16 protein-coding genes and 1 pseudogene are annotated in these 17,802 nt (G+C 71.8%); 6 read left to right on the top strand and 11 right to left on the bottom strand.

The genetic code is table 11. The annotated features are described in order from the left end of the window. The first annotated feature begins 329 nt into the window (after positions 1-329). Entirely contained in the window at positions 330-3,848 is a 3,519-nt protein-coding gene (locus QLQ12_RS43970) for a hypothetical protein (RefSeq protein ID WP_282767029.1), read from the top strand. Positions 3,849-4,161: 313 nt separating this feature from the next. On the opposite strand, the gene QLQ12_RS43965 is transcribed toward QLQ12_RS43970, so the two are convergent. The 6 genes from QLQ12_RS43965 to QLQ12_RS43940 form a co-directional block, all read right to left on the bottom strand. Next, positions 4,162-4,494 carry a hypothetical protein gene (locus QLQ12_RS43965; RefSeq protein WP_282767028.1) on the bottom strand — a complete coding sequence of 111 codons (333 nt, stop codon included), beginning with the start codon at positions 4,492-4,494 and terminating at the stop codon, positions 4,162-4,164. A gap of 599 nt (positions 4,495-5,093) precedes the next feature. Continuing rightward, positions 5,094-5,891, bottom strand: coding sequence for an AfsR/SARP family transcriptional regulator (locus QLQ12_RS43960; protein WP_282767027.1), 798 nt, complete (start codon positions 5,889-5,891; stop codon positions 5,094-5,096). 650 nt (positions 5,892-6,541) lie between these two features. After that, positions 6,542-7,726: an ABC transporter permease gene (locus QLQ12_RS43955; RefSeq protein ID WP_282767026.1), complete on the bottom strand. Its 1,185-nt coding sequence runs from the start codon at positions 7,724-7,726 to the stop codon at positions 6,542-6,544. Continuing rightward, positions 7,723-8,415 (bottom strand): ABC transporter ATP-binding protein, encoded by a 693-nt coding sequence (locus tag QLQ12_RS43950; protein WP_282767025.1) that lies wholly within the window; start codon positions 8,413-8,415, stop codon positions 7,723-7,725. Before QLQ12_RS43950 ends, QLQ12_RS43955 begins: the two co-directional genes overlap by 4 nt. Continuing rightward, positions 8,412-9,491: a peptidoglycan-binding protein gene (locus tag QLQ12_RS43945; protein ID WP_282767024.1), complete on the bottom strand. Its 1,080-nt coding sequence runs from the start codon at positions 9,489-9,491 to the stop codon at positions 8,412-8,414. The genes QLQ12_RS43950 and QLQ12_RS43945 overlap by 4 nt, the downstream gene beginning before the upstream one ends. Beyond that, positions 9,481-10,011 (bottom strand): hypothetical protein, encoded by a 531-nt coding sequence (locus QLQ12_RS43940; RefSeq protein WP_282767023.1) that lies wholly within the window; start codon positions 10,009-10,011, stop codon positions 9,481-9,483. The genes QLQ12_RS43945 and QLQ12_RS43940 overlap by 11 nt, the downstream gene beginning before the upstream one ends. Before the next feature lie 148 nt (positions 10,012-10,159). On the opposite strand from QLQ12_RS43940, the gene QLQ12_RS43935 reads away from it, so the two are divergent. From QLQ12_RS43935 to QLQ12_RS43925, 3 genes are all read left to right on the top strand, one after another. Further along, positions 10,160-10,717 carry an RNA polymerase sigma factor gene (locus tag QLQ12_RS43935; protein WP_282767022.1) on the top strand — a complete coding sequence of 186 codons (558 nt, stop codon included), beginning with the start codon at positions 10,160-10,162 and terminating at the stop codon, positions 10,715-10,717. An 11-nt stretch (positions 10,718-10,728) separates the two neighbouring features. Beyond that, complete coding sequence (locus tag QLQ12_RS43930) at positions 10,729-11,724, top strand: hypothetical protein (protein WP_282767021.1); 996 nt, start codon at positions 10,729-10,731, stop codon at positions 11,722-11,724. Between the two features lie 160 nt (positions 11,725-11,884). Beyond that, positions 11,885-12,442 carry a hypothetical protein gene (locus QLQ12_RS43925; protein ID WP_282767020.1) on the top strand — a complete coding sequence of 186 codons (558 nt, stop codon included), beginning with the start codon at positions 11,885-11,887 and terminating at the stop codon, positions 12,440-12,442. A gap of 246 nt (positions 12,443-12,688) precedes the next feature. Here the strand turns inward: QLQ12_RS43925 and QLQ12_RS43920 are convergent, their stop codons facing one another. After that, positions 12,689-13,303: a hypothetical protein gene (locus tag QLQ12_RS43920; protein ID WP_282767019.1), complete on the bottom strand. Its 615-nt coding sequence runs from the start codon at positions 13,301-13,303 to the stop codon at positions 12,689-12,691. 47 nt (positions 13,304-13,350) lie between these two features. Next, positions 13,351-14,250, bottom strand: coding sequence for a LysR family transcriptional regulator (locus QLQ12_RS43915; protein WP_282767018.1), 900 nt, complete (start codon positions 14,248-14,250; stop codon positions 13,351-13,353). Between the two features lie 96 nt (positions 14,251-14,346). On the opposite strand from QLQ12_RS43915, the gene QLQ12_RS43910 reads away from it, so the two are divergent. After that, positions 14,347-15,249: an NAD-dependent epimerase/dehydratase family protein gene (locus tag QLQ12_RS43910; RefSeq protein ID WP_282767017.1), complete on the top strand. Its 903-nt coding sequence runs from the start codon at positions 14,347-14,349 to the stop codon at positions 15,247-15,249. A gap of 130 nt (positions 15,250-15,379) precedes the next feature. Here the strand turns inward: QLQ12_RS43910 and QLQ12_RS43905 are convergent, their stop codons facing one another. Continuing rightward, on the bottom strand, positions 15,380-15,994 hold the full coding sequence (locus tag QLQ12_RS43905) for a hypothetical protein (RefSeq protein WP_282767016.1): 615 nt from the start codon (positions 15,992-15,994) through the stop codon (positions 15,380-15,382). Next, positions 15,973-16,521: a hypothetical protein gene (locus QLQ12_RS43900; protein ID WP_282767015.1), complete on the bottom strand. Its 549-nt coding sequence runs from the start codon at positions 16,519-16,521 to the stop codon at positions 15,973-15,975. Before QLQ12_RS43900 ends, QLQ12_RS43905 begins: the two co-directional genes overlap by 22 nt. A gap of 297 nt (positions 16,522-16,818) precedes the next feature. Here QLQ12_RS43900 and QLQ12_RS43895 point away from each other — a divergent pair, with 297 nt between their 5' ends. Further along, entirely contained in the window at positions 16,819-17,250 is a 432-nt protein-coding gene (locus QLQ12_RS43895; RefSeq protein ID WP_282767014.1) for a hypothetical protein, read from the top strand. Positions 17,251-17,436: 186 nt separating this feature from the next. On the opposite strand, the pseudogene QLQ12_RS43890 reads toward QLQ12_RS43895, so the two are convergent. Further along, a pseudogene (locus QLQ12_RS43890) lies at positions 17,437-17,607 on the bottom strand (ISL3 family transposase); the annotation flags it as partial. Positions 17,608-17,802: the final 195 nt, after the last annotated feature.

The raw sequence follows: 17,802 nt of genomic DNA, 5'->3' as shown, positions 1-17,802 counted from the left end.
ACTGATCCTGTGCCGCGGCGGCTTCGCTGACCGGCGCCCATGGTCTGCCGGCGGGCGGCCTCGCCGGCGCCGGGTCGATAGCCGCGAAGCGCGGTACCGGCAATGGCCCCTTCGACCGACCTCGTACGCATGCTTCCCGGCGGATTATCTACCTACGGTTTTGTCACCGCGGTCGCCGTGATGGTGTATAGGTCGACGACACTCTCCACTGAGAGGGAGCCATGGCTGTGGATCCGCCCTCGCCTCTGCTACTGGCCGGCCGGCGCCGGCCGGGCCCGGTGCCACCAGTCAGTCGGTCGGACGCGGACAGTCCCGCTCCACCGCAGCCGTTGCTGGACACCACTCCCGAACGTCTCATCGATCTTCTGCAGATCAACGTCGGGGAGGACGGCTTCGACAACGCGGCGGGCGGCATCGTGGGCGCCGATGTTTGGAAGGACCTACGCACGCCGGGTGTGCGGGCCGCCGTGGTGGGTCCAGCTTGGCGGGGCTGCCTCGACCGAATGCGCGAACTTTCCGAGGTGAAGGACTTCGGGCGGCTGGTGAACCAGGTTCTGCTGACCACGATGATCCACATTGCGGCGGCTTTCACCGACCGCAGTCCTGCGATCGGCCGGTCGCTGTATCGGCACGAGTTGAGCTGGAAAGGGAGCTGGCGTGAGCTGAACATCCGGCTCGCCGACCAGCTTTACCGGCATGGCCTGCACCGCAGCCGCCTCGGCGACGACGACTCGGCCGTCACCGCGTTACGGGCCGCCCTGCAGTGCTGGACCGTGGTCGAGTCGCAGACCCACCGCGACAAGCCGGATCAACGTCGGCAGTGGCGTGGGATGCGCGGCGTCACCCGCTTGTTCCTGGCGAGGCGCGCGCCCGACGCGCTGCCGCAGTTGCGTGCCGCGATCGAGGACCTGCGTATCGCCGAGGATCACGGCGATGACACTCCGCAGCACTACGCCCTGCTCGGCGAGGCATACCTGCGTTTGTACCAGGCAAGCGGCGAAACGGCTTGCCTGGACCATGCCCAAGAGTCTCTGCGGGCAGGCCGAAGACGGGAGCCGACCCGGGAACTGGCCACCGCGATGGCGGACTTGCTCCGCATCCGCGGCCTGCACGCGCTGCTCGTCGGCGGTGTCCGCGTGGCCACGGTGACCGCCCCGGACGCGCCCCGGGAGCTGGACTGCCTGCTGGACGACATCGATACGATCGATGACCCGTCGGACGACACGGCCCCGGCCCCGGCCGCGGGCGCGGCCATGGCCGCGGCCGAGAGCGCGTTCGTAGCGGCCGCCGCCTGGTACGGGCACGCGCTCACCGTCCCGGCCAGCGGACGAACCGACCCGGTCATCATCCGCATCCGCCGCGGCCAAGCGCTGCTTCGGGCCGTGCACGTCCGCCGGCTGACCGAACGGCCGTATCTCGCGGTGCTCGAGACCGCACTCGAGGACCTGCGGCTGTGCCACGACGACGACAGCCCCATCTGCAGCGACTACCTGCCCTGGGCGCTGTTGGAGTACGGCAAGGCCGCATTGCGCGAGCGTGAAGGCCTCGGCCCTGGCCAGGCGGATATGGCGTTCGCCGAGGCTCTTCGGTTCATCCGGCGGCGCACGCCCGAGGCGCAGGCGATGCTCGACCGGGCACTCACCGGGCTCGCCGAGAGCCGGATCCACCGCGCCAGGGCAGGCGCCGATCACGCGGAACTCCTCGACGCGGTGCGCGACGCGGTACGCCGCCCCGCTGCGACCGGGCTGGCCGCCAAGCCCCTCATCTACGGATGCCGAGACCTGCTCGAACCGGCGCTCGGCGGCGCTCCCGCTGAACCGGCCGTGACCGAGCTCGCCACCGAGGTGGTCGAATGGTTGGTCCGGCATCTCGAGTCCGCCGACGAGGGCGCGGCCCGGTACGCGGCTGGGCACGCTGGTTCCCTTCTGATGATGCGGCAGCGGACCCTGCCCGATGAACCCCTCACGTCGTGGCCCACCGAACGGCTGTACCGGCTCTTTCAGCTCTCCGTGGCGGGCGACCCGGCGCCGCCGCCGCTGCTGCTCACCAAACTCGCACGCGCTGCGCTGTGGCACGCCCGTGCGGTCGCGACCGGAGCGGCCACCGCCAACGACCCGAAGGAGGCGCTCGCCGGTGCCCGGCGCGCCGATCCCCTGTTCGACGAGGCCGTGGCCACGTTCCGGAGGGTCGCCGAGATTGCCGCGCCGACGTGGGAGACGGGCGACGGCGTCGACCCACTAGGGCTTGACGTCATCGACTCGGACGGGACGGCGGCGCCGGTCCTCGTCGTACCTGACGAGCAGACGCTGAGCAGCATGCTCGGCGACGCGTTGCTGCGCCGCGGCACGCACGTCGGTGACGTGGCCGACCTGGGCGAGGCAATCGCCTGTCTGGAACGGTCGATCACACTCGGCAACGCCGGCCCGGAGGTGCTCGGACTGCTCGCCGATGCGTACTTGCGCCGCGGCCGCCGGCTGCGTCACGTGCCCTCGGTGCGTCGGGCCTTCGAACTCAAGGAGCAGGCCCGCTCTCTCGGCGGCATGCCCGCACGAGAGTCCTGGAGCGTTTCCGCTTCCATGGCGCATTGGCTGTGGCGGGCGACCGGCGCCCCGGAGTGGTTCGCCGAGGCTGCCCGATTCGCCGGGTGGGCCGCTGCCGTTGCCCCGGACTGGCCCTGGCCGCTGCTGCAGGCGGCGGAACTCGCCGAGGCCACTGCGGCAGTGCGCGGCCGGCTCGCTGAGGAGACGCCGGTGCATCCGGCCACCGACGTGCGGGCGGATCCGCAGGCGTGGCGGCTGCTGCGGGCCGGCGAAACGCTTCCGTTACTGCTCGCGGCCGGCGATCGGGTGGCCGGAGTCGGCAGCGCCGCGCACCGGGTGCTCGGTGGTGTTTCCAAGGTGTACACCATCGCCGACCCCCATCGCCTGCTGTCCTCCACGATGATCCTCAAGCCCTTCCGCCCTCCGCACGCCCGCCCGGGGGACGCCGGCAGGGAGAAGTCGCGGACCGACAGCTTCGCCCGCTGGCTCGACGAACGCTCGCCGGGCAGCTGGGCGCGGGCCGTGCGCACGGTCACGGTTGTCACCGACCCCACTGATGGACACGAGGTCCTGCTCACCTGGCGGGCGACCGGGCGCACGTTGTTCGAAACCCTGGACGAGCAGGTCACCGCAGGCGGCGTCGACTATCCGGCCGCCCGGGAGACGGTCCGCCGCTGCCTCACGCTGCTGGCCCACGTGCACGCCTGGCGCGGCGAGCCCGACGCCCCGGACGGGATGGAGAACCGGCTGACCACCTATCTGCGCAGCATGGACCTGCGCGGCCATGACCGGCTGGCCCGGCTCGTCTGCAGCGCGGTACCGGACGGTCTACCGCTGGCCGGCAAGCGCGACGCGCACACCGAGAACTGGATCGTGTCCGAGCACAACGAGATCGTCGCGCTCGACGTGGGTGATCGCGGCTTCCTTCCGGTCGGCTACGAGATCGCCCAGTTCCTCGAGGACATGCCGCTGCTCCCCGTCGACGAGGCCGGATTCGCTGAACGCGATGAGCTGGCCCGGCACTACCTGCGCACGCTGGCCTCGCTGTGGCCGGCCGTGGCCGACCGCCTGCCCGAGCCCGGGACCGAGCGCTGGCGGCGCGCGTACGCCTGCTTCGTGGTGCCTCGAGCCGTGTACCTACTCGGCCGTTACGGCCGGACGGCGCGCGTGCGGGAAAGCGCCACCAACGCGTGCCGGGTGCGACACTCCCGTGAGCTACTGGCCTGGGCGGCCCGTATCGTGCCATCCCTCGCCGAACTGGCCGAGCGGGTGGAGGCCAAGGTGGCGCGCCGCCTCGCCATTTCTTGAACCGAGGACACGATCGCGGCCCACGAGCCGTACGAAACAGCGACGGCGCGTTGAACGAACGAGTGCGTAGAACCGGGGTACTGGCAGGGACCCCCATCAGCCGTGCCGTTCACGCATACCGCTGCGGCCGTCGGGCTTCGGGGCCGCTCCTCCGACATCGCCTCACGCTACGGCGGCGAGGAGTCTCGGCACTGCTGCCGCCCATCGAGCCACGACGGACGGTCGCACACCGTCGCCGACGGGATGGCCGAGTCACGGCGAGTCGATACCGGAGGCCATTGCGGAAGCAGCAGGCTCATATCGCATTCTGTCGCTACTTCTTGCCGCCGAACCAGCGGCCGAGCACGATCGGTCCAATCCAGCTGATCACCTCTTTACCGGCCTTCTTGAGGTTCTCCTTGGCCTCCTCGGGGTGCTCGTCGATCCATTCGCCGGCGGCAACTATTCTCTCGCCGCACCATTCGAAGTGGGCTTCCCAGCCGGCTTCGAAACCTCGGCCTCTCGCGGCGGTGTAAAGTCCGCGCGCGATGGCGACCGGGGCGGCTGTCGCCCCGAGCGGAACGACCATGCCCACGGCGGCCGCGTTGCCGAGCTTTGATTCGAACGGCCAGTTGGACGACTCGCCGTAGGTCTCTTCGTCAGCCATGCCCTTACCTCTCGTTGCAGCCATGCCCGTGCTGACAGTCACTCTCCGCATGGTGTATATCAACGGAGAGTGAAATGAATATGGAGGCCAAGGTAACAGCTCGGCGGCGTATCGCAACCTGGTGATCGCGGCGAAGGGGTGGTGCGGCATGGGCCGCGACCACAGTGCCCACGCCCCGGTGAGTGCGCCGGTTGATCGCTGAGGCTGGACATCGCCACGGTGACCCCGGCAGCCCGGCCGGCCGGCGGGTGATCCGGCGCTGCCGGCGCGCACGCCCGCCTTCGATGCAGGTCAGCCGCAATGGTCGCGGCGATCGGGACCGCCGGTGGATCGCGCTCCGCGAGCATGATCCGCCAATGCGAGGCGGCTCTCGTGCGCCCCCATCCGCCGCATTTCCGACGGCCGATATCGGCGGGAGCGGTGCCGCCGACCCTTGCCGCAGCGGAAATCCCGAGCCGGGGCACCGTGGCGACCTCGTCGACAACCACCCGATCGTGGGTGCGCTGCGCCTCCGTGCCCGTACCCGACCGGTGCATTCCGTCGGGGTCTCGCCGTCGCCGCGTCCACGTCGGCCCGGCCGCCGGCCGGGCGCTCCCCGGTTACCGCGAGATCTCTCGCCGAACATCGACGGCCGGTGGGACGGGCTCGTTGCGGATCAGGCGGCGTTCGAGGGTCTGCAGCCGGTGGCCCGGTTCGATGCCGAACTCGTCGACCGTCCGGGCGCGGCCCTCGCGGTAGACGGCCAGCGCCTCGACCGTACGGCCGCAGTGGTGCAGCGAGAACATCAGGCCGTAGCGCAGCTCCTCGTGGAACGGGTGGTCCTCCAGCGCGGCGCGCAGAGTGACCGCCAACTCGGCGTGCCGGCCCAGCACCTGCTGCAGCCGCATGTGCTGTTCGAGCGCGGCGAGCCGCTGCTGTTCCAGGGCGGTCGCGGCGCGTTCGAAGTAGGCGCCGGGCAGCCCGCCGAGGGGGGAGTCGTGCCAGACGGCCAGGGCGGCCTGGATCGCCTCCGCGCCGGGCGAGAGCTGGCCGTCGCGGACCAGCCGGCGGCCCTCGGCCATCCGCTGCCGGAAGACGCCGAGGTCCACCGTGTGCGGCGGCGTGACGAGCCGGTATCCGTCGGGCAGGGTCTCCACCATGCCGGGTGGCAGCCCCGCGGCGGCCAGGTTGCGGCGGATGCCGCGGACGTACACGTGGATCTGGTTGCGGGCGCCGTTGGGTGGAACCTCTCCCCAGACCGCGTCGATGATCTCGCCGATGTAGACCGGCCGGTCGGAATGCAGCGCAAGGACCGCGAGCACGGCGCGCTGCTTCGGTTGCCCCAGTGGCAGCGGCCGTTCATTCACCAGCAATTCAAATGATCCCAGTACCCGAATCTCCAGTCGCCTGCCTTGCATCGCAGCATTCCCCCGTTCCCGTTCGGGTCCGCTCACGATGCTTACCGAAAAGGCGAGATCCATGCAAGACCATGAATGCGATGCGACACCTTGAGAGGCGGAAGCCTCAGCAAATCTTCACCGTGTCTTCAGCGCCTCTCGGCAGTCTCGGCATCGACATTCGTGCGGGCCCGCCACGGGCAGGGGCGAGCTCGAAACGGGCCAAAGGAGGAAAAATGAACGCGAAACGTAGAATCATGGCGAGCATCGGACTGGCCGGGATGGCCGTCTCGGCGGCGGTCGTGGCACCCGTGCTGGCGGCTCCGGCGTTGGCGAGCAGCTGCAGCCACGCCCACCCCGACCGGGACGCCACCGTCGGCAGCTTCACCGGCACCTTCGTCAACATCCGCCGCGGCCCGCACAACCCGCCGGGACTGAGCTGCACGTCCGACGGTCAGGGCCAGCAAGGTCAGGGGGCGGCCTACTTCTGCTGGGACATCGGCGACACCGTCAGCGGGACCAGCACGTGGACCTACGTCCGCAACACCTCCACCGGCGTGCAGGGCTGGGTGCACGACAGCCTCCTCTCCGGGTTCGGCTCCAACTTCGGGCTCGCCCGCGCCCGGGGGCGGGGGGCCGCGCCCCCGGGGGGCCCCCGCCCCCCGCCTCGTTCACTGCGCGGCCAGCGCGGCGGTCGGGGCCAGCCGGGCCGCCCGCACGGCCGGGTACAGCCCGGCGACCGCCCCGATGAGCGCCGTGACCGCGGCGCCGCCCGCCGTCGCCCAGACCGGGACGACGACCGGCCAGCCCTGCGCCGCGGCATAGGCGGCGGTGGCGGCCAGGCCGAAGGCCACCCCGACGAGGCCGCCGAGCGCCGAGAGCAGCAGCGACTCGGCCAGGAACTGGCCGGCGACGTGCCCGCGGGTGGCGCCCAGGGCGCGGCGCAGACCGATCTCGGAACGCCGCTCGAGCACCGCGATCACCATGGTGTTCGCCACGCCGATCCCGCCGATCAACAGCGCCACCACGCCGAGGCCGAGCAGTTGCGCGCTGAGCGTGAACCCGGCGGCGCGCTGGGCGGCGAGCGCGTCCGACGGCCGGGACACGCTGACCTCGTTCGGCGCCGTGGGATTGGCGGTGCGTGCGAGCACGGCCCGCACCTCTTCCACCCGGGTCTCGGCGGAGCGGGTGTAAATGATCGTCGGCCGGCCGTCGAAGCCCAGGTAGCGGCCGGCCGAGCTCCAGCCGACCAGCGCCGCGGCGTCGACCTCGGCGGCCAGCGGAACCGGCCGCAGGATGCCTACCACCCCGAACCAGCTCCCGCCGAGCCATACCCTTGTGCCCGGGGTACGGACTCCCAGCCGCCGCGCCGCGTCCGCGCCCAGCACCACCGCCGGATGCTCGGCGGTCGCCGCGTCGAACCAGCGCCCGGCGCGTACCTGGCCGCCGACGGTCTCCAGCAGGCCGGGGCCGGCGGCGAGCACCGCGATCCCGCCGGTTTCCCCCGATGGCATGTGGTCGTTGCGGTACACCGAGGCCCGCACGGCGCCGGTCGCCGCCGCAGTGGTGACCGGCGCGATCCGGGCCACCATGGCGGTGGCGTCCGTCGGCAGCTTGGCATCGCCGCCGTTGAGCCGGGTGCCGGGCCGGACGGTGAGCAGGTTGGTGCCCAGCTCGTCGAGTGTGCGGTCCAGCTCCGCGTGACTGGACGTGGAGATGCCGACCACGGCCAGCATCGCGGCGATGCCGATGGCGATCCCGGCGACGGACAGGACGGTCCGCAGCGGCCGGCCGCGCAGGCCCGCACCGGCGACCCGTACGACGTCGGCGGCGCGCAGCCGTGACGGCGGGTTCACCGCTGGCCTCCCTGGTCCTGACGGTCCCCCGAGAGCTGCCCGTCGCGCATCCGGATCTGCCGGGGCAGCGACGCCGCGATGTCGGTGTCATGGGTGATCAGCACCACTGTGGTCCCGGCCGCGTGCAGCTCGTGCAGCAGCCGCAGCACCCCGGCGCCGGCGACCGAGTCGAGATTGCCGGTGGGCTCGTCGGCCAGCAGCAGGGCGGGCTCGCCGAGCACGGCCCGGGCGATGGCCACGCGCTGCTGCTCACCGCCCGACAACTGGTGCGGCCGATGCCCCGCCCGCTCCGCGAGACCCACCCGGGCCAGGGCTTCCTCGGCCCGGGCGCGCCGCCGGCGCAGCGGAACCCCGCAGTAGAGCAGCCCGTCGGCGACGTTGTCCACGGCGGACCGGCCGTGGTTGAGGTGGAACTGCTGGAAGACGAACCCGATCCGGCGGGCGCGCAGCGCCGACAGGGCCCGGTCGGAGAGCGCGGCGACGTCGTACCCGTCGATCTCCACGGTGCCGGCGGACGGCCGGTCCAGGGTGCCGAGCAGATGCAGCATCGTGGACTTGCCGGAGCCGGACGGGCCGACGATGCCGGCTAACTCGCCGTGCCCGATGCTCAGGCTGACGTCGCGCACCGCGTGCACCCCGCCCGGGTAGGTCTTCGACACCCCGTCGAGCCGGACGGCCTGCCCGCTCATGCCGGCATCCCCACGGTCATCCCGTCCTCGACCTCGCCCTTGACCTCGACCTGGCCGTCGCTGATCAGCCCGAGTTCCACCGCGACGACCCGGGTGCCGGCGGGCTCGACCACCTCGACGCCGTACCCTCCCTCGGCCAGTGCCAGCAGCGCCGCCACCGGCACGGTCAGCACGTCCTCGCGCTGGCTCACCACGTGGCGCACCCGCACCGGCGCGTCGGCCGTGCGGCCCAGCTTGCCGGGATCCTCCACGGAGACGGTGACCTGTTTCGTCTGATCGGCATCGTCGGAGGACCCGGAGGCGGCACTGCGGACCGAGGAGATTTTGCCGGTCAGGGCCGGGCCCTCAGGCACCTGAACGGTCACCTCGACGCCGGGCCGGGCCCAGCCGTCCGTGCCGGGTTCCAGCTCGGCGACCACCACCGGTTTCGTGCCGGTCACGGTCATCAGCTCGCCTGCGGCGCTCGCGCCCGGGCGGACGGTGTGCCCGGCGACCCGCACGGCCTCCGGCGCGAAGACGATCTGGCCCGCCTCTATCGTGCCGGTCTCCGGCAGCTCGTGGTGGCGCTGCCAGCGCTTGACCGCCTTGGTGGTCTCCGGCGTCCAGAGGTCGTCGGCGGTGAAGCCGACATATCCCAGGGCCCGCAGGTTGCGCTCGATCTGCCGTACGTCCCGGCCCTCCGCCTTGTCGGCCAGCGGCCGGAACAGCGGCACCGAGCCGTAGAACAGCGGCACCGGCCGCTCGTCGGCGCGCAGCACCGGATCGCCGCGGCCGATCACCGTGCCGACCGGCGCCAGCCAGGTCACCATGCCCGCCGAGGCGCTCACCAGCGCGGTGGCGCCGCCGAAGGTGACCTTGGCGTCCACGGTGGCCTCGTTGACCAGGTCACGGCGGGTGACCTCGGCGGTGGCCGCCGGCGGCTCCGGCCCTGAGTCGCTCTCCGCCGGCGTCTCACGCCCGAACCCGAGCGCAGCGGCGCCGGCCGCGGCCGCCAGGGCCACGACGGACGCGACCGCCACGCCGGTCCCGGCGACTCGCGGGAGGCGCCGGGCTCGCCGGCGGGACTCATCCGACACCGGGCTCCTCCGGGTCCGCGCCCGGCTGCACGATCCGCACGCAGGCCCGGTACGCCTTGTCGAACTCGGCCGTGCCGGACTGCGGGCCGCTGTCGTCGGTGAAGCCCTGCGCGGTGGGGTCCTTGAAGTCGGGCAGGCCGTTGTCGCGCATGCACTTCGCATATTCCCGCATCGCGGCGAGCTGCTCCTCGGTGAGCGGCGCGGGCGGCGCCTGCCCGCCACCCGGCGGCAGCAGCGGCTGGCACTTCGTGATCGCGTTGAGGTAGGCGGGATCGGTCTTGTCGCCACGCGGAAAGTCGAAGCGGCCGTCGGGGGAGGGGTCGTTCACCTCGAGGCCCTCGGCGCGGACGCACCGCACATAGCGCAGCGCGGCATCGCGGGCATCGGTCGTCGCGGAGGCCGCTGGAGAAGCCGCGGCCCCGGACGGCTTTCCCGCCGAGGCCACCGGCGGCGCTTCCGCCTCCTTCGCACATCCCGAGTAAATAGCGATCATTGCGAACAGCACTATCAGCCGGCGCATGTCGTCCCCTCTTCCGCGGCGAGATCGGTGCATTCCATATGGATCATTACGCCGTACTCTCCGGCGGTCGTGAATGTCTTTGCGCGGGGTGGGGAAGGCGTCACATGTGACGCTTTTTCGCGGTCGTGCAAAGAGCCAGGATGTGGGAGTGAAGGACCTCGCCGATGTGGACGACCGCCGGCTCGTGCCGCTGCTGGCCAGCGACCCCGCCGCGCTGGAGGAGTTCTACCGCCGGCACGTGCGGCCGCTCACCCGGCATGTCACCCGCCGGCTCGGCGACCCGCACGACGCCGCCGACGTCGTCGCCTCCACGTTCCTGGCCGCGATGGAGTCCAGCGCCGCCTTCGACGCCGGCCGCGGCAAGCCGATCGCCTGGCTCTACGGCATAGCGGGCAACGTGATGGCCATGCGCTGGCGGCGCGGGGAGGCGGAGTCGCGTGCCGTCGCCCGGCTTCACGGCCGCCGGGAGACAGCGCAGAAGGACGACTTCGACCGTACGGACGACCGGCTCGACGCCCGCGGCCGGGCGCAGCCGATCCTGGCCGCCCTGCCGGGCCTGCCGGGCAGCGAGCGGGAACTGCTCGCGCTCGTCGTGCACGACCAGCTCACCGTCGGCGAGGCCGCCGAGGTCCTGGGCATCCGCCCGGGCACGGCACGGATGCGACTGGCACGGGCCCGGGCACGCCTTGCGCCCCGGGCAGTTTGAGGAGGAGCACCATGGGCACCCGGAACCGGCACTACGCCACCGACCTGACCGGCGCCGAGCAGCGCATCCTCGATGAGCTCCACGCCCGCATCCCGGCCGGCGCCGAACTGGCGGCGCCGCTGCCGCGGGTCACGCCGCACCGCCGCCGCGCGTCCTATCTGTCCGTCGCGGCGGCGGTCGTCCTGCTCACCACCGGGTCGGCGCTGATCGCCCTGCAGGCGCGTCCCGAGCGCCCCGCCGGCCCACCCGCCGCCACGACGACCTCCGCGGCCTGGACGGTGGACCAACTGGTCACGGCCCTCACCCGAGCCGCGGAGCCGGCCACTTCCGAGGTGCGCCGCCGCGCCCTCACCGTCGTCATCTCGCGCGACGAGGGCGCGTGCCGGATCAGCGCGACCGAGGTGGAGGCCACACCGGCGAGCACCGGCGCCCCACGCTCGGCGGCGGGGACACTGCGGGTGCGCCCCGCGCGGCCCCCGGCCGGCCTGGGGTGTGCCACGAACGAGCCGGCGAAGGCGACCCACGACGGGCCCTCCGACGATCTGGCCCGCACCTGGCGCGACCTGGTCGCCGCCGACCCCCGCCTGGCCCGCGCCGCCGACCCGGTCGCGGTGCTGTCGGCGTTGCGGCGCACCACGGGCTCCCCGCGCGAGACGGCCCAGGACCCGGCGGCGTACGGCACCATGGTCGGCAAGCTGTGCGCGGCGTCCACCGCCGACTGCGCCGCGCTCACCTGGACCCTGGCGGTGGAACTGCTGAGCGACCCGGCGGCGGGATCGACCGAACGCGCCACCGCGGTACGCCACGCCGCGGCCGCCGCCCAGCCGCTCAGCACAGCCGGTGCGACGCTGCGCGTGCCCTACCTCCCGCCGGGCGAGACCGGCTTCACGGGCGCGCAGCCGGTCCCGGCCGAGCTCACGTTCGACCCGGCCACCGGCGCCCTGCGCCGCCTGACCATCACCGACGCCGCCACCGGCAGGACGGAGATGCTGCTTCCCGGTTCCTGACAGCGGTGGCTCATAGGCGGCGGCCGAGGTGGGTGCCCGCGGGCTTCCGTCCCTCGCGGGCATAGAGCGAGCGGGATGTCGGCGGATCCGAATGCCGATCCTCACGCGGCAGGGTGACACGTTTATCCTTCTCACCGGACAGCATGGAGGGAGCGAGGACATGCCGTTGCGGACCGAGCGGAGGCCGGGGGAGAGGTTCGGCTTTCTGAGGCAGATCGCGATCCTCTCGCCGGAAGAGCTGGACCTGTGCCGGCGATCACCCGACGCGCTCGGCCGGCTCTACGCGTTCCAGCTGGTTCCCGATGATGACCGAGTCGAACTGTCCTGGGTCGCTGTGGCGCTGCCACGGCTCGCCCCGACCCGGGAGCTTCGGGACGCCTTCTCCCTCGTGCTGGAAAGCCCGTACCGGACCGGCGCGCCCGGCATCATCCACTTCGACCGCGTCGGGGAAGACCGTCCCTACGCTCTGCTCCCCGATGCGGTCGCCGCCTGCGCGGAGGTGCTGCGCGACACCGACATCGATGCCATGATCGCCGAAATTCCGGCGGTCACCCGTTCCATGAGCGCGCTCGGAGGGCCGGGAGAGGAGGGCGTGCGGTGGGTCATCACGACGGTGCTCGACGTCGTCGCCGAGGCCGCCGCACGAGGTGCTGCACTTGCGTCATGGCGATCGTCCGACGACACGGCCATCCTGCCACGCGCGGACCGCGCTGACTGAACCCGGAAACGATCTCCTCTGGAGAACCGGACGGAGTCGGTGGTCGGTGGCATCGCCCAGATGTGACCGCGTGGCGATACCCGCGGGCCGGCAGCGACCTGCAGCCGTTGGCCCTTGGTGTGTCCGTACGCCAGCGATTTGTTGTTCCTCAAGCAGCCTGAATTGTCCGATGAGCAGGTCATCGCCGAGGCGCTGCGATATCAGCCGATCGTGGCCTACCCGCCGCGCTCCTGAACGAGCCACTGTTCATGCACAGAAATTGCCGTCAACGTCAGACCGGGTACGTGCTCTGAAAGGCCAAGCGTTGGTCTGCGTCGGCGGCGAGATCGCCGAGGATCTCGTCAAGCTCAAGGAATGCCTGCCAGCTTGGCCGCCCTGTGGCGGTGGCGATGTAGTCGACGAGAAGGTGTTCCAGGTCTGTTTCTCGTCGGCCCTTCCACACGTTGTCGGCCAGAGTGCGAGCAAGTCGTCGATGGTCCGGTCCGGGGCCGTCCAGGTGCCGTGGGCGCCGGCGAAGCGGGCGAGCCGGTCGGGTACGTGTGCCGAGCCGGGGCCCGTGATTTCCTGCGGGTGGACAATCTTGCCGATGTCGTGAGTGGCCGCGCCGAACAGTACCGCCGATCGGTCAAAGGGCAGGTCAGGGTAACGGCGTTCGAGGTGCCCGGTGAGTGCGGCGGCGACGTCGTGGACCAGACGCAGGTGTGCCGCCAAGCGAGGCGGCGCCTGCAGTGCCTCGAGTAGCCGGGCCGCCTCGACGGGGAGTTCCCGCAGGGGGAGCACGTCGGATTGGTCGGTGAGCGCGCCGCGGCCCGTGGCCAAGGTCCAGTCCCGCGGATCACGAAGGCTCGCGGAGATGGTCACACGCCGTCCGACGGCGCCCGGCATCTGCGTGATCGACCGGCCGGGCTCTAGTAGCGATCCCGGCGCACGACGTGCGCGTCGACAAGGTCGAGGAACGCCCGCACGGCGGGCCTCGGCACGGGGCCACCGAGGCTGGCCGCGGCCAGAGTCCACGAGGCGGCGGGTGGGTCGAGGCCGACCGGGGTGACCCGATGGCCGTCCTCGGCGGCCAGCGGCGGCACCAGGGCCAGGCCGATGCCGGACTCGACGTAGCCGGGGATGGTCGTGATGTCGCTGACCTCGACGGCGATCGTGCGGGTGATGCCGGCCCGGCGGAAGTCGTTGTCGGTGCGGATGCGGTTGCAGAAGCCGGGCGGAAGGTCGATGAACGGTTCGTCGGCCAACGCGGCCGGGCTCACCGTGCTCCGCTCCGCCAGCGGGTGGCCGGCCGGGACGAGCAGGCGTGGCTGGAACTCGGCGATCGGGTCCAGGTGCAGGTCGGGCACGCTCGCGGCCTGAACGGCGACGAACGCGACGTCGAGCTCGCGGGCGCGCAGGGCTGCCAGGAGCCCGTCGGTGCCCCCGGCGGCCATGCTCAGGCTCAGCCGCACGCCGGGGTGGCGGCCGCGGAAGTCGCTCACCAGCCCCGGCAGGTCGACGGCGGTGAGGCCGGAGAGCGTGCCGACGCGCAGGCTGCCGGTCAGCCCCTCGCGCAGGCCGGCGACCGCGGCGCGGGCTTGGTCGAGGGCGTCGAGCGCCCGACGCGCCTCGGGCAGCAGCGCCTTACCGGCCTCGGTGAGTGCGACCTTGCTGGTGCTGCGCTCGAACAGGGGTGCGCCGAGGTGCCGCTCGAGCGCCCGGATGCTCGCCGAGACCGTCGACTGCACGGCATGGGTGCGCTGGGCGGCGCGAGTGAAGTTGAGCTCCTCGGCGACGGCCACGAAGTACTGCAGTTGACGCTGCTCCACGCGAGAATGGTAATCGTCCGGGGCGATAAGACACATCGGAACTATTCGTTGGTGGCGAACGCCCGGCCACGGCAGTCTTGGCGAGACATCCTTTTCTTGAGCAAGGAGCTTGTCACCATGAACGTCTTCCTGACCGGCGCCACCGGCCACATCGGCTCGGCGGTCCTGCCCGCCCTGCTCTCCGCGGGCCACTCCGTCACGGCGCTGGTGCGCTCGGAGGAGAAAGCGGCCGCCGTACGCGCTGCCGGCGCCGAAGTCGCCGTCGGCGACATGCAGAACCTCGATCTCGTACGCCGGCTGGCCGCCGCCGCCGAAGCCGTGATCGCCACGGCGTCGCCGGGTGACGCGACCAGCAGCTCGGTCGAGACGGCGTTCGCCGAGGCCGTCCTCGACGGCTTGAGGCCGAGCGCCACGTTCCTGCGCACCGGCGGTGTCTGGGTGCACGGCTCGGCGCCGGACATCACCGAGGAGACCCCGCGGAACGCGCCGGCTCTGGTCGCGTGGCGCGAGGAGCTGGACTCCCGCGTGCTGGCCGCGCCCGGGATCCGGTCGATCCTCATCGAGCCGGGCACCGTCTACGGGAACGGCGCCGGCATCCCCACCCTGGTGTTCGCGGGGGAGCGGGTCGGCGATCCGGCCGCGCTGCGCCTGGTCGGCCCCGGCACCCAGCACTGGACCAGCGTGCACGTCGACGACCTGGCGGAGCTGTACGTGGCGGCGCTCGAGCGGGCGGAGAGCGGCTCGGTGTATCTCGGGGTGAGCGGCGACAACCCGACGGCCCGCGAACTGGGCGAGGCCGCGTCCCGCCGGCTGGGTCTCGACGGCCGCGTGGTGGCCGAGGATGCCGCCGCGCTGGTCGAGCGGCTCGGCGGGTTCGGCGAGGCCCTGCTGCTCGATCAGCAGGCCACCGGCGAGAAGGCGCGCCGCGAGCTGGGCTGGAAGCCGTCCCGCCGGTCGCTGGTCGAGGAGTTCGCCGCTGGCGCCTACGACCCGGCCTGACCGGAGTGATCCGCCCGTGGGGGCGCTTCCGTATCAGGGGGCGAAGCCGGTGGCCTTGTCGAAGAAGCACTTGGTGCAGCCGGCCGCGGTCAGCGCGGCCTGCTGGTAGGTAAGGCGTCCGCGGGCGACATCAGCACCCGGCGGACGGACCGGCCGACGGGGGTACGGCACGTGCGTGACCGGTCCCGGGCCGGTAGCCGAGGGTGGAGTCCTCCGGCGTCTCCCCCACCGTGACGAACACGCTGCTCGCCCCGTCGCCGCCACCGGGCAGCACCGCACGCGCCCGCAGCGTCGCGAAGCCGGTGGCGACCGCGGTGACCGTGCCGGTGAGCCGCACGCTCTGGCCGGCGCCGAGCGTGATCGTACCGGCCGCCCGATGCAGGCAGCCGCCGTCCGCGGGGTTCGGCACCGGATGGTCGGTCAGGGTCAGGCCGGCCGGCGCGCCCGCCCAGGCGAAGCCGCCGGGCAGGTCGATCTCGATCCGGGCGGCGGCATCGACTGCGACGGTCACCTCCACGCTCAGCGTCACCGTCTCGCCCCGCGCCGGCGGCTGGGACAGGGCCGCGGCGACGCGGGCACAGGCGGCCCACTCGCTGTTCGGCGCGTTCGCGTCGGCCGGCAGCGCACACGCGGATCCGCCCGGCGGGCCGGGCGGGCGTGTGGCCCGCCCGGCCGGGCTGCAGGCGGCCAGGGCCCCGGCGAGCAACGCCAGGGCGACGATCGTCAGAGCCGTATGGTTGCGCATGGACATTTGACGCGGCCGCCTCGCACGGGTTCCGGATGTCCGGCCGGGCCACGGCCCGTTCTCCGGCCGTGCCGCAGGGCGTCCAAGGCGACCGGGGCGACCTCCGGCAGGACGGCGGTCAGCGCCGGCAACACCTCCGCGCGAGCGTTGCGGTCCAGGGCCGTCACCACCGGCAGCAGTTGCCGGCCCTCGTCCGGACTCAGATGCGCGATCAATCGTCCTCCAGCACGCGGGCCAGCGCCCAGTCGTCGGGGCGGGCCGCCTGCACGAGCGCCAGAGCGGCGCCGCGAACTTCGGCGGGTTCGGGTGACGGCCAGGTCGGTGACCGCGGCGAGGCGTCGCGCATCCAGGTGGGGCAGCAACTCACCGATCAGGATCTGGCGGCAATGCTCGTCGGACGGCTCCGTGGCGAGCGCGAAGACCCGGTCCAGGTGTCCGGAATCGAGATGAGGCACCAGGTCGACGATCGCGTGCGTGCGATCCCACAACCGCTCCTCGGCCAGGGCCGAAGCCAGCAGCGAATCCACGGTGATCGAAGCGGAACGGAAGCACGGCGATGATCATGCCGCAGGGTCATGCCATACCGGAGGCCGACGGCGTGCAATTGCGCCAACTGGCCCGAGGTAACCCGGACAGCCTCGACGTGCCAACGAGGAATCGGGCCGCGTTCACAACATGCCCATCCATAACGGGCTCGCCAGCGCCGTTCCTGAAACTGGCGTCCGAATTCGTCTAAATCTCACCAAGGCGGGAGATCGACGTCCGACGCTTGATGACGAACTCCACGAAGTCGCGTGGGCACCTGCCCGGGAAATGGAGGAACCGTGAACAGGCTGAAGATCATCGGGATAGCCGCGGCGACGCTGGCCGTCACGCTGCTGGGAGCACAATCGGCAGTCGCGGCGCCGGCCAGCACGGTGAAGGCCGGGAGCGAGAGCGGAGCGGGGGTGGCGGCCCGACAATCGTGCCAGGTCGGGATGCAACAGAGCTGTGTCACCCCGTGGATCTGGCTGAACGCCGGTGACACCTTCCATCTCGTCACGGGGGGCATCCCCGACTTCGCGCCGTGGCCGGCAGCGTCCTCGTTCATCGTGCTCCGGACCATGACCGCGTCGAGCCAACCGGAGGTGATCCGTCAACTCAGGTGGCGTGGTGAAGAACATGACCTCTGGGGTGCAGTCGGTTCCGCCGGGTACTACCGGGCCGAACTTCACTGCCCGTACTCGTGCCCGGGCGCCTACATCTACTTCAGCTGACGCTGATCAGCAACGCGACAAGATCGCCGTTCGGCCCCGACCCCCTGGTGTGGGTACTGGCGCACGAAGTGTGAACCCTTCGATCTTTCTGACAGGCAGTCAGCGGCCCTGTGTAGCCTGGCGTTTCTGCGTCGCGAAGTCTTCGAGTTCGTCGGCCGGCAGCCGACCTGACTCAGCTGTTGAGCATCACGAAGCGAGTAACACTCGTTCGCGGAGCAGGTCGAACCTCGCTCGTCCGTACATCTGCTGCTTGATCATCTTGAGGCGATTGACGTTACCTTCGACCGGGCCGGAGCTATGCGGCAGCGTCAGGCCGGCGGTGACGGCCTCCAGGTCTTTGGCCAGGCCGGTAGCGAAGCCTGCCGGACAAGATGATCAGGGTGGCGGCAGATCCAGCCGGTCACCTCCCGCACTGACGGTGGCTTAGTGCTTCAGTTCATAAGTCCTTCGGGGGTTGACGGCTCGGGGCTTCGCTGGGGCCCGTTGATGATAGGGCTGATGAGGACGTCGCAGACGAAGTCGAGGGCTTCTTCCGTGGTGCCGCTGAACCAG

Source organism: Actinoplanes sandaracinus (genome assembly GCF_030009775.1).
Classification (GTDB): Bacteria; Actinomycetota; Actinomycetes; order Mycobacteriales; family Micromonosporaceae; genus Actinoplanes; species Actinoplanes sandaracinus.
This window is presented reverse-complemented; position numbering and strand designations above follow the sequence as displayed.

Coding starts and splice junctions, on each gene's coding strand:
- QLQ12_RS43965 (WP_282767028.1), bottom strand. CDS start 4,494: ATGGCTGACGAAGAGACCTACGGCGAGTCGTCCAACTGGCCGTTCGAA.
- QLQ12_RS43960 (WP_282767027.1), bottom strand. CDS start 5,891: ATGCAAGGCAGGCGACTGGAGATTCGGGTACTGGGATCATTTGAATTG.
- QLQ12_RS43950 (WP_282767025.1), bottom strand. CDS start 8,415: ATGAGCGGGCAGGCCGTCCGGCTCGACGGGGTGTCGAAGACCTACCCG.
- QLQ12_RS43940 (WP_282767023.1), bottom strand. CDS start 10,011: ATGCGCCGGCTGATAGTGCTGTTCGCAATGATCGCTATTTACTCGGGA.
- QLQ12_RS43930 (WP_282767021.1), top strand. CDS start 10,729: ATGGGCACCCGGAACCGGCACTACGCCACCGACCTGACCGGCGCCGAG.
- QLQ12_RS43925 (WP_282767020.1), top strand. CDS start 11,885: ATGCCGTTGCGGACCGAGCGGAGGCCGGGGGAGAGGTTCGGCTTTCTG.
- QLQ12_RS43905 (WP_282767016.1), bottom strand. CDS start 15,994: ATGCGCAACCATACGGCTCTGACGATCGTCGCCCTGGCGTTGCTCGCC.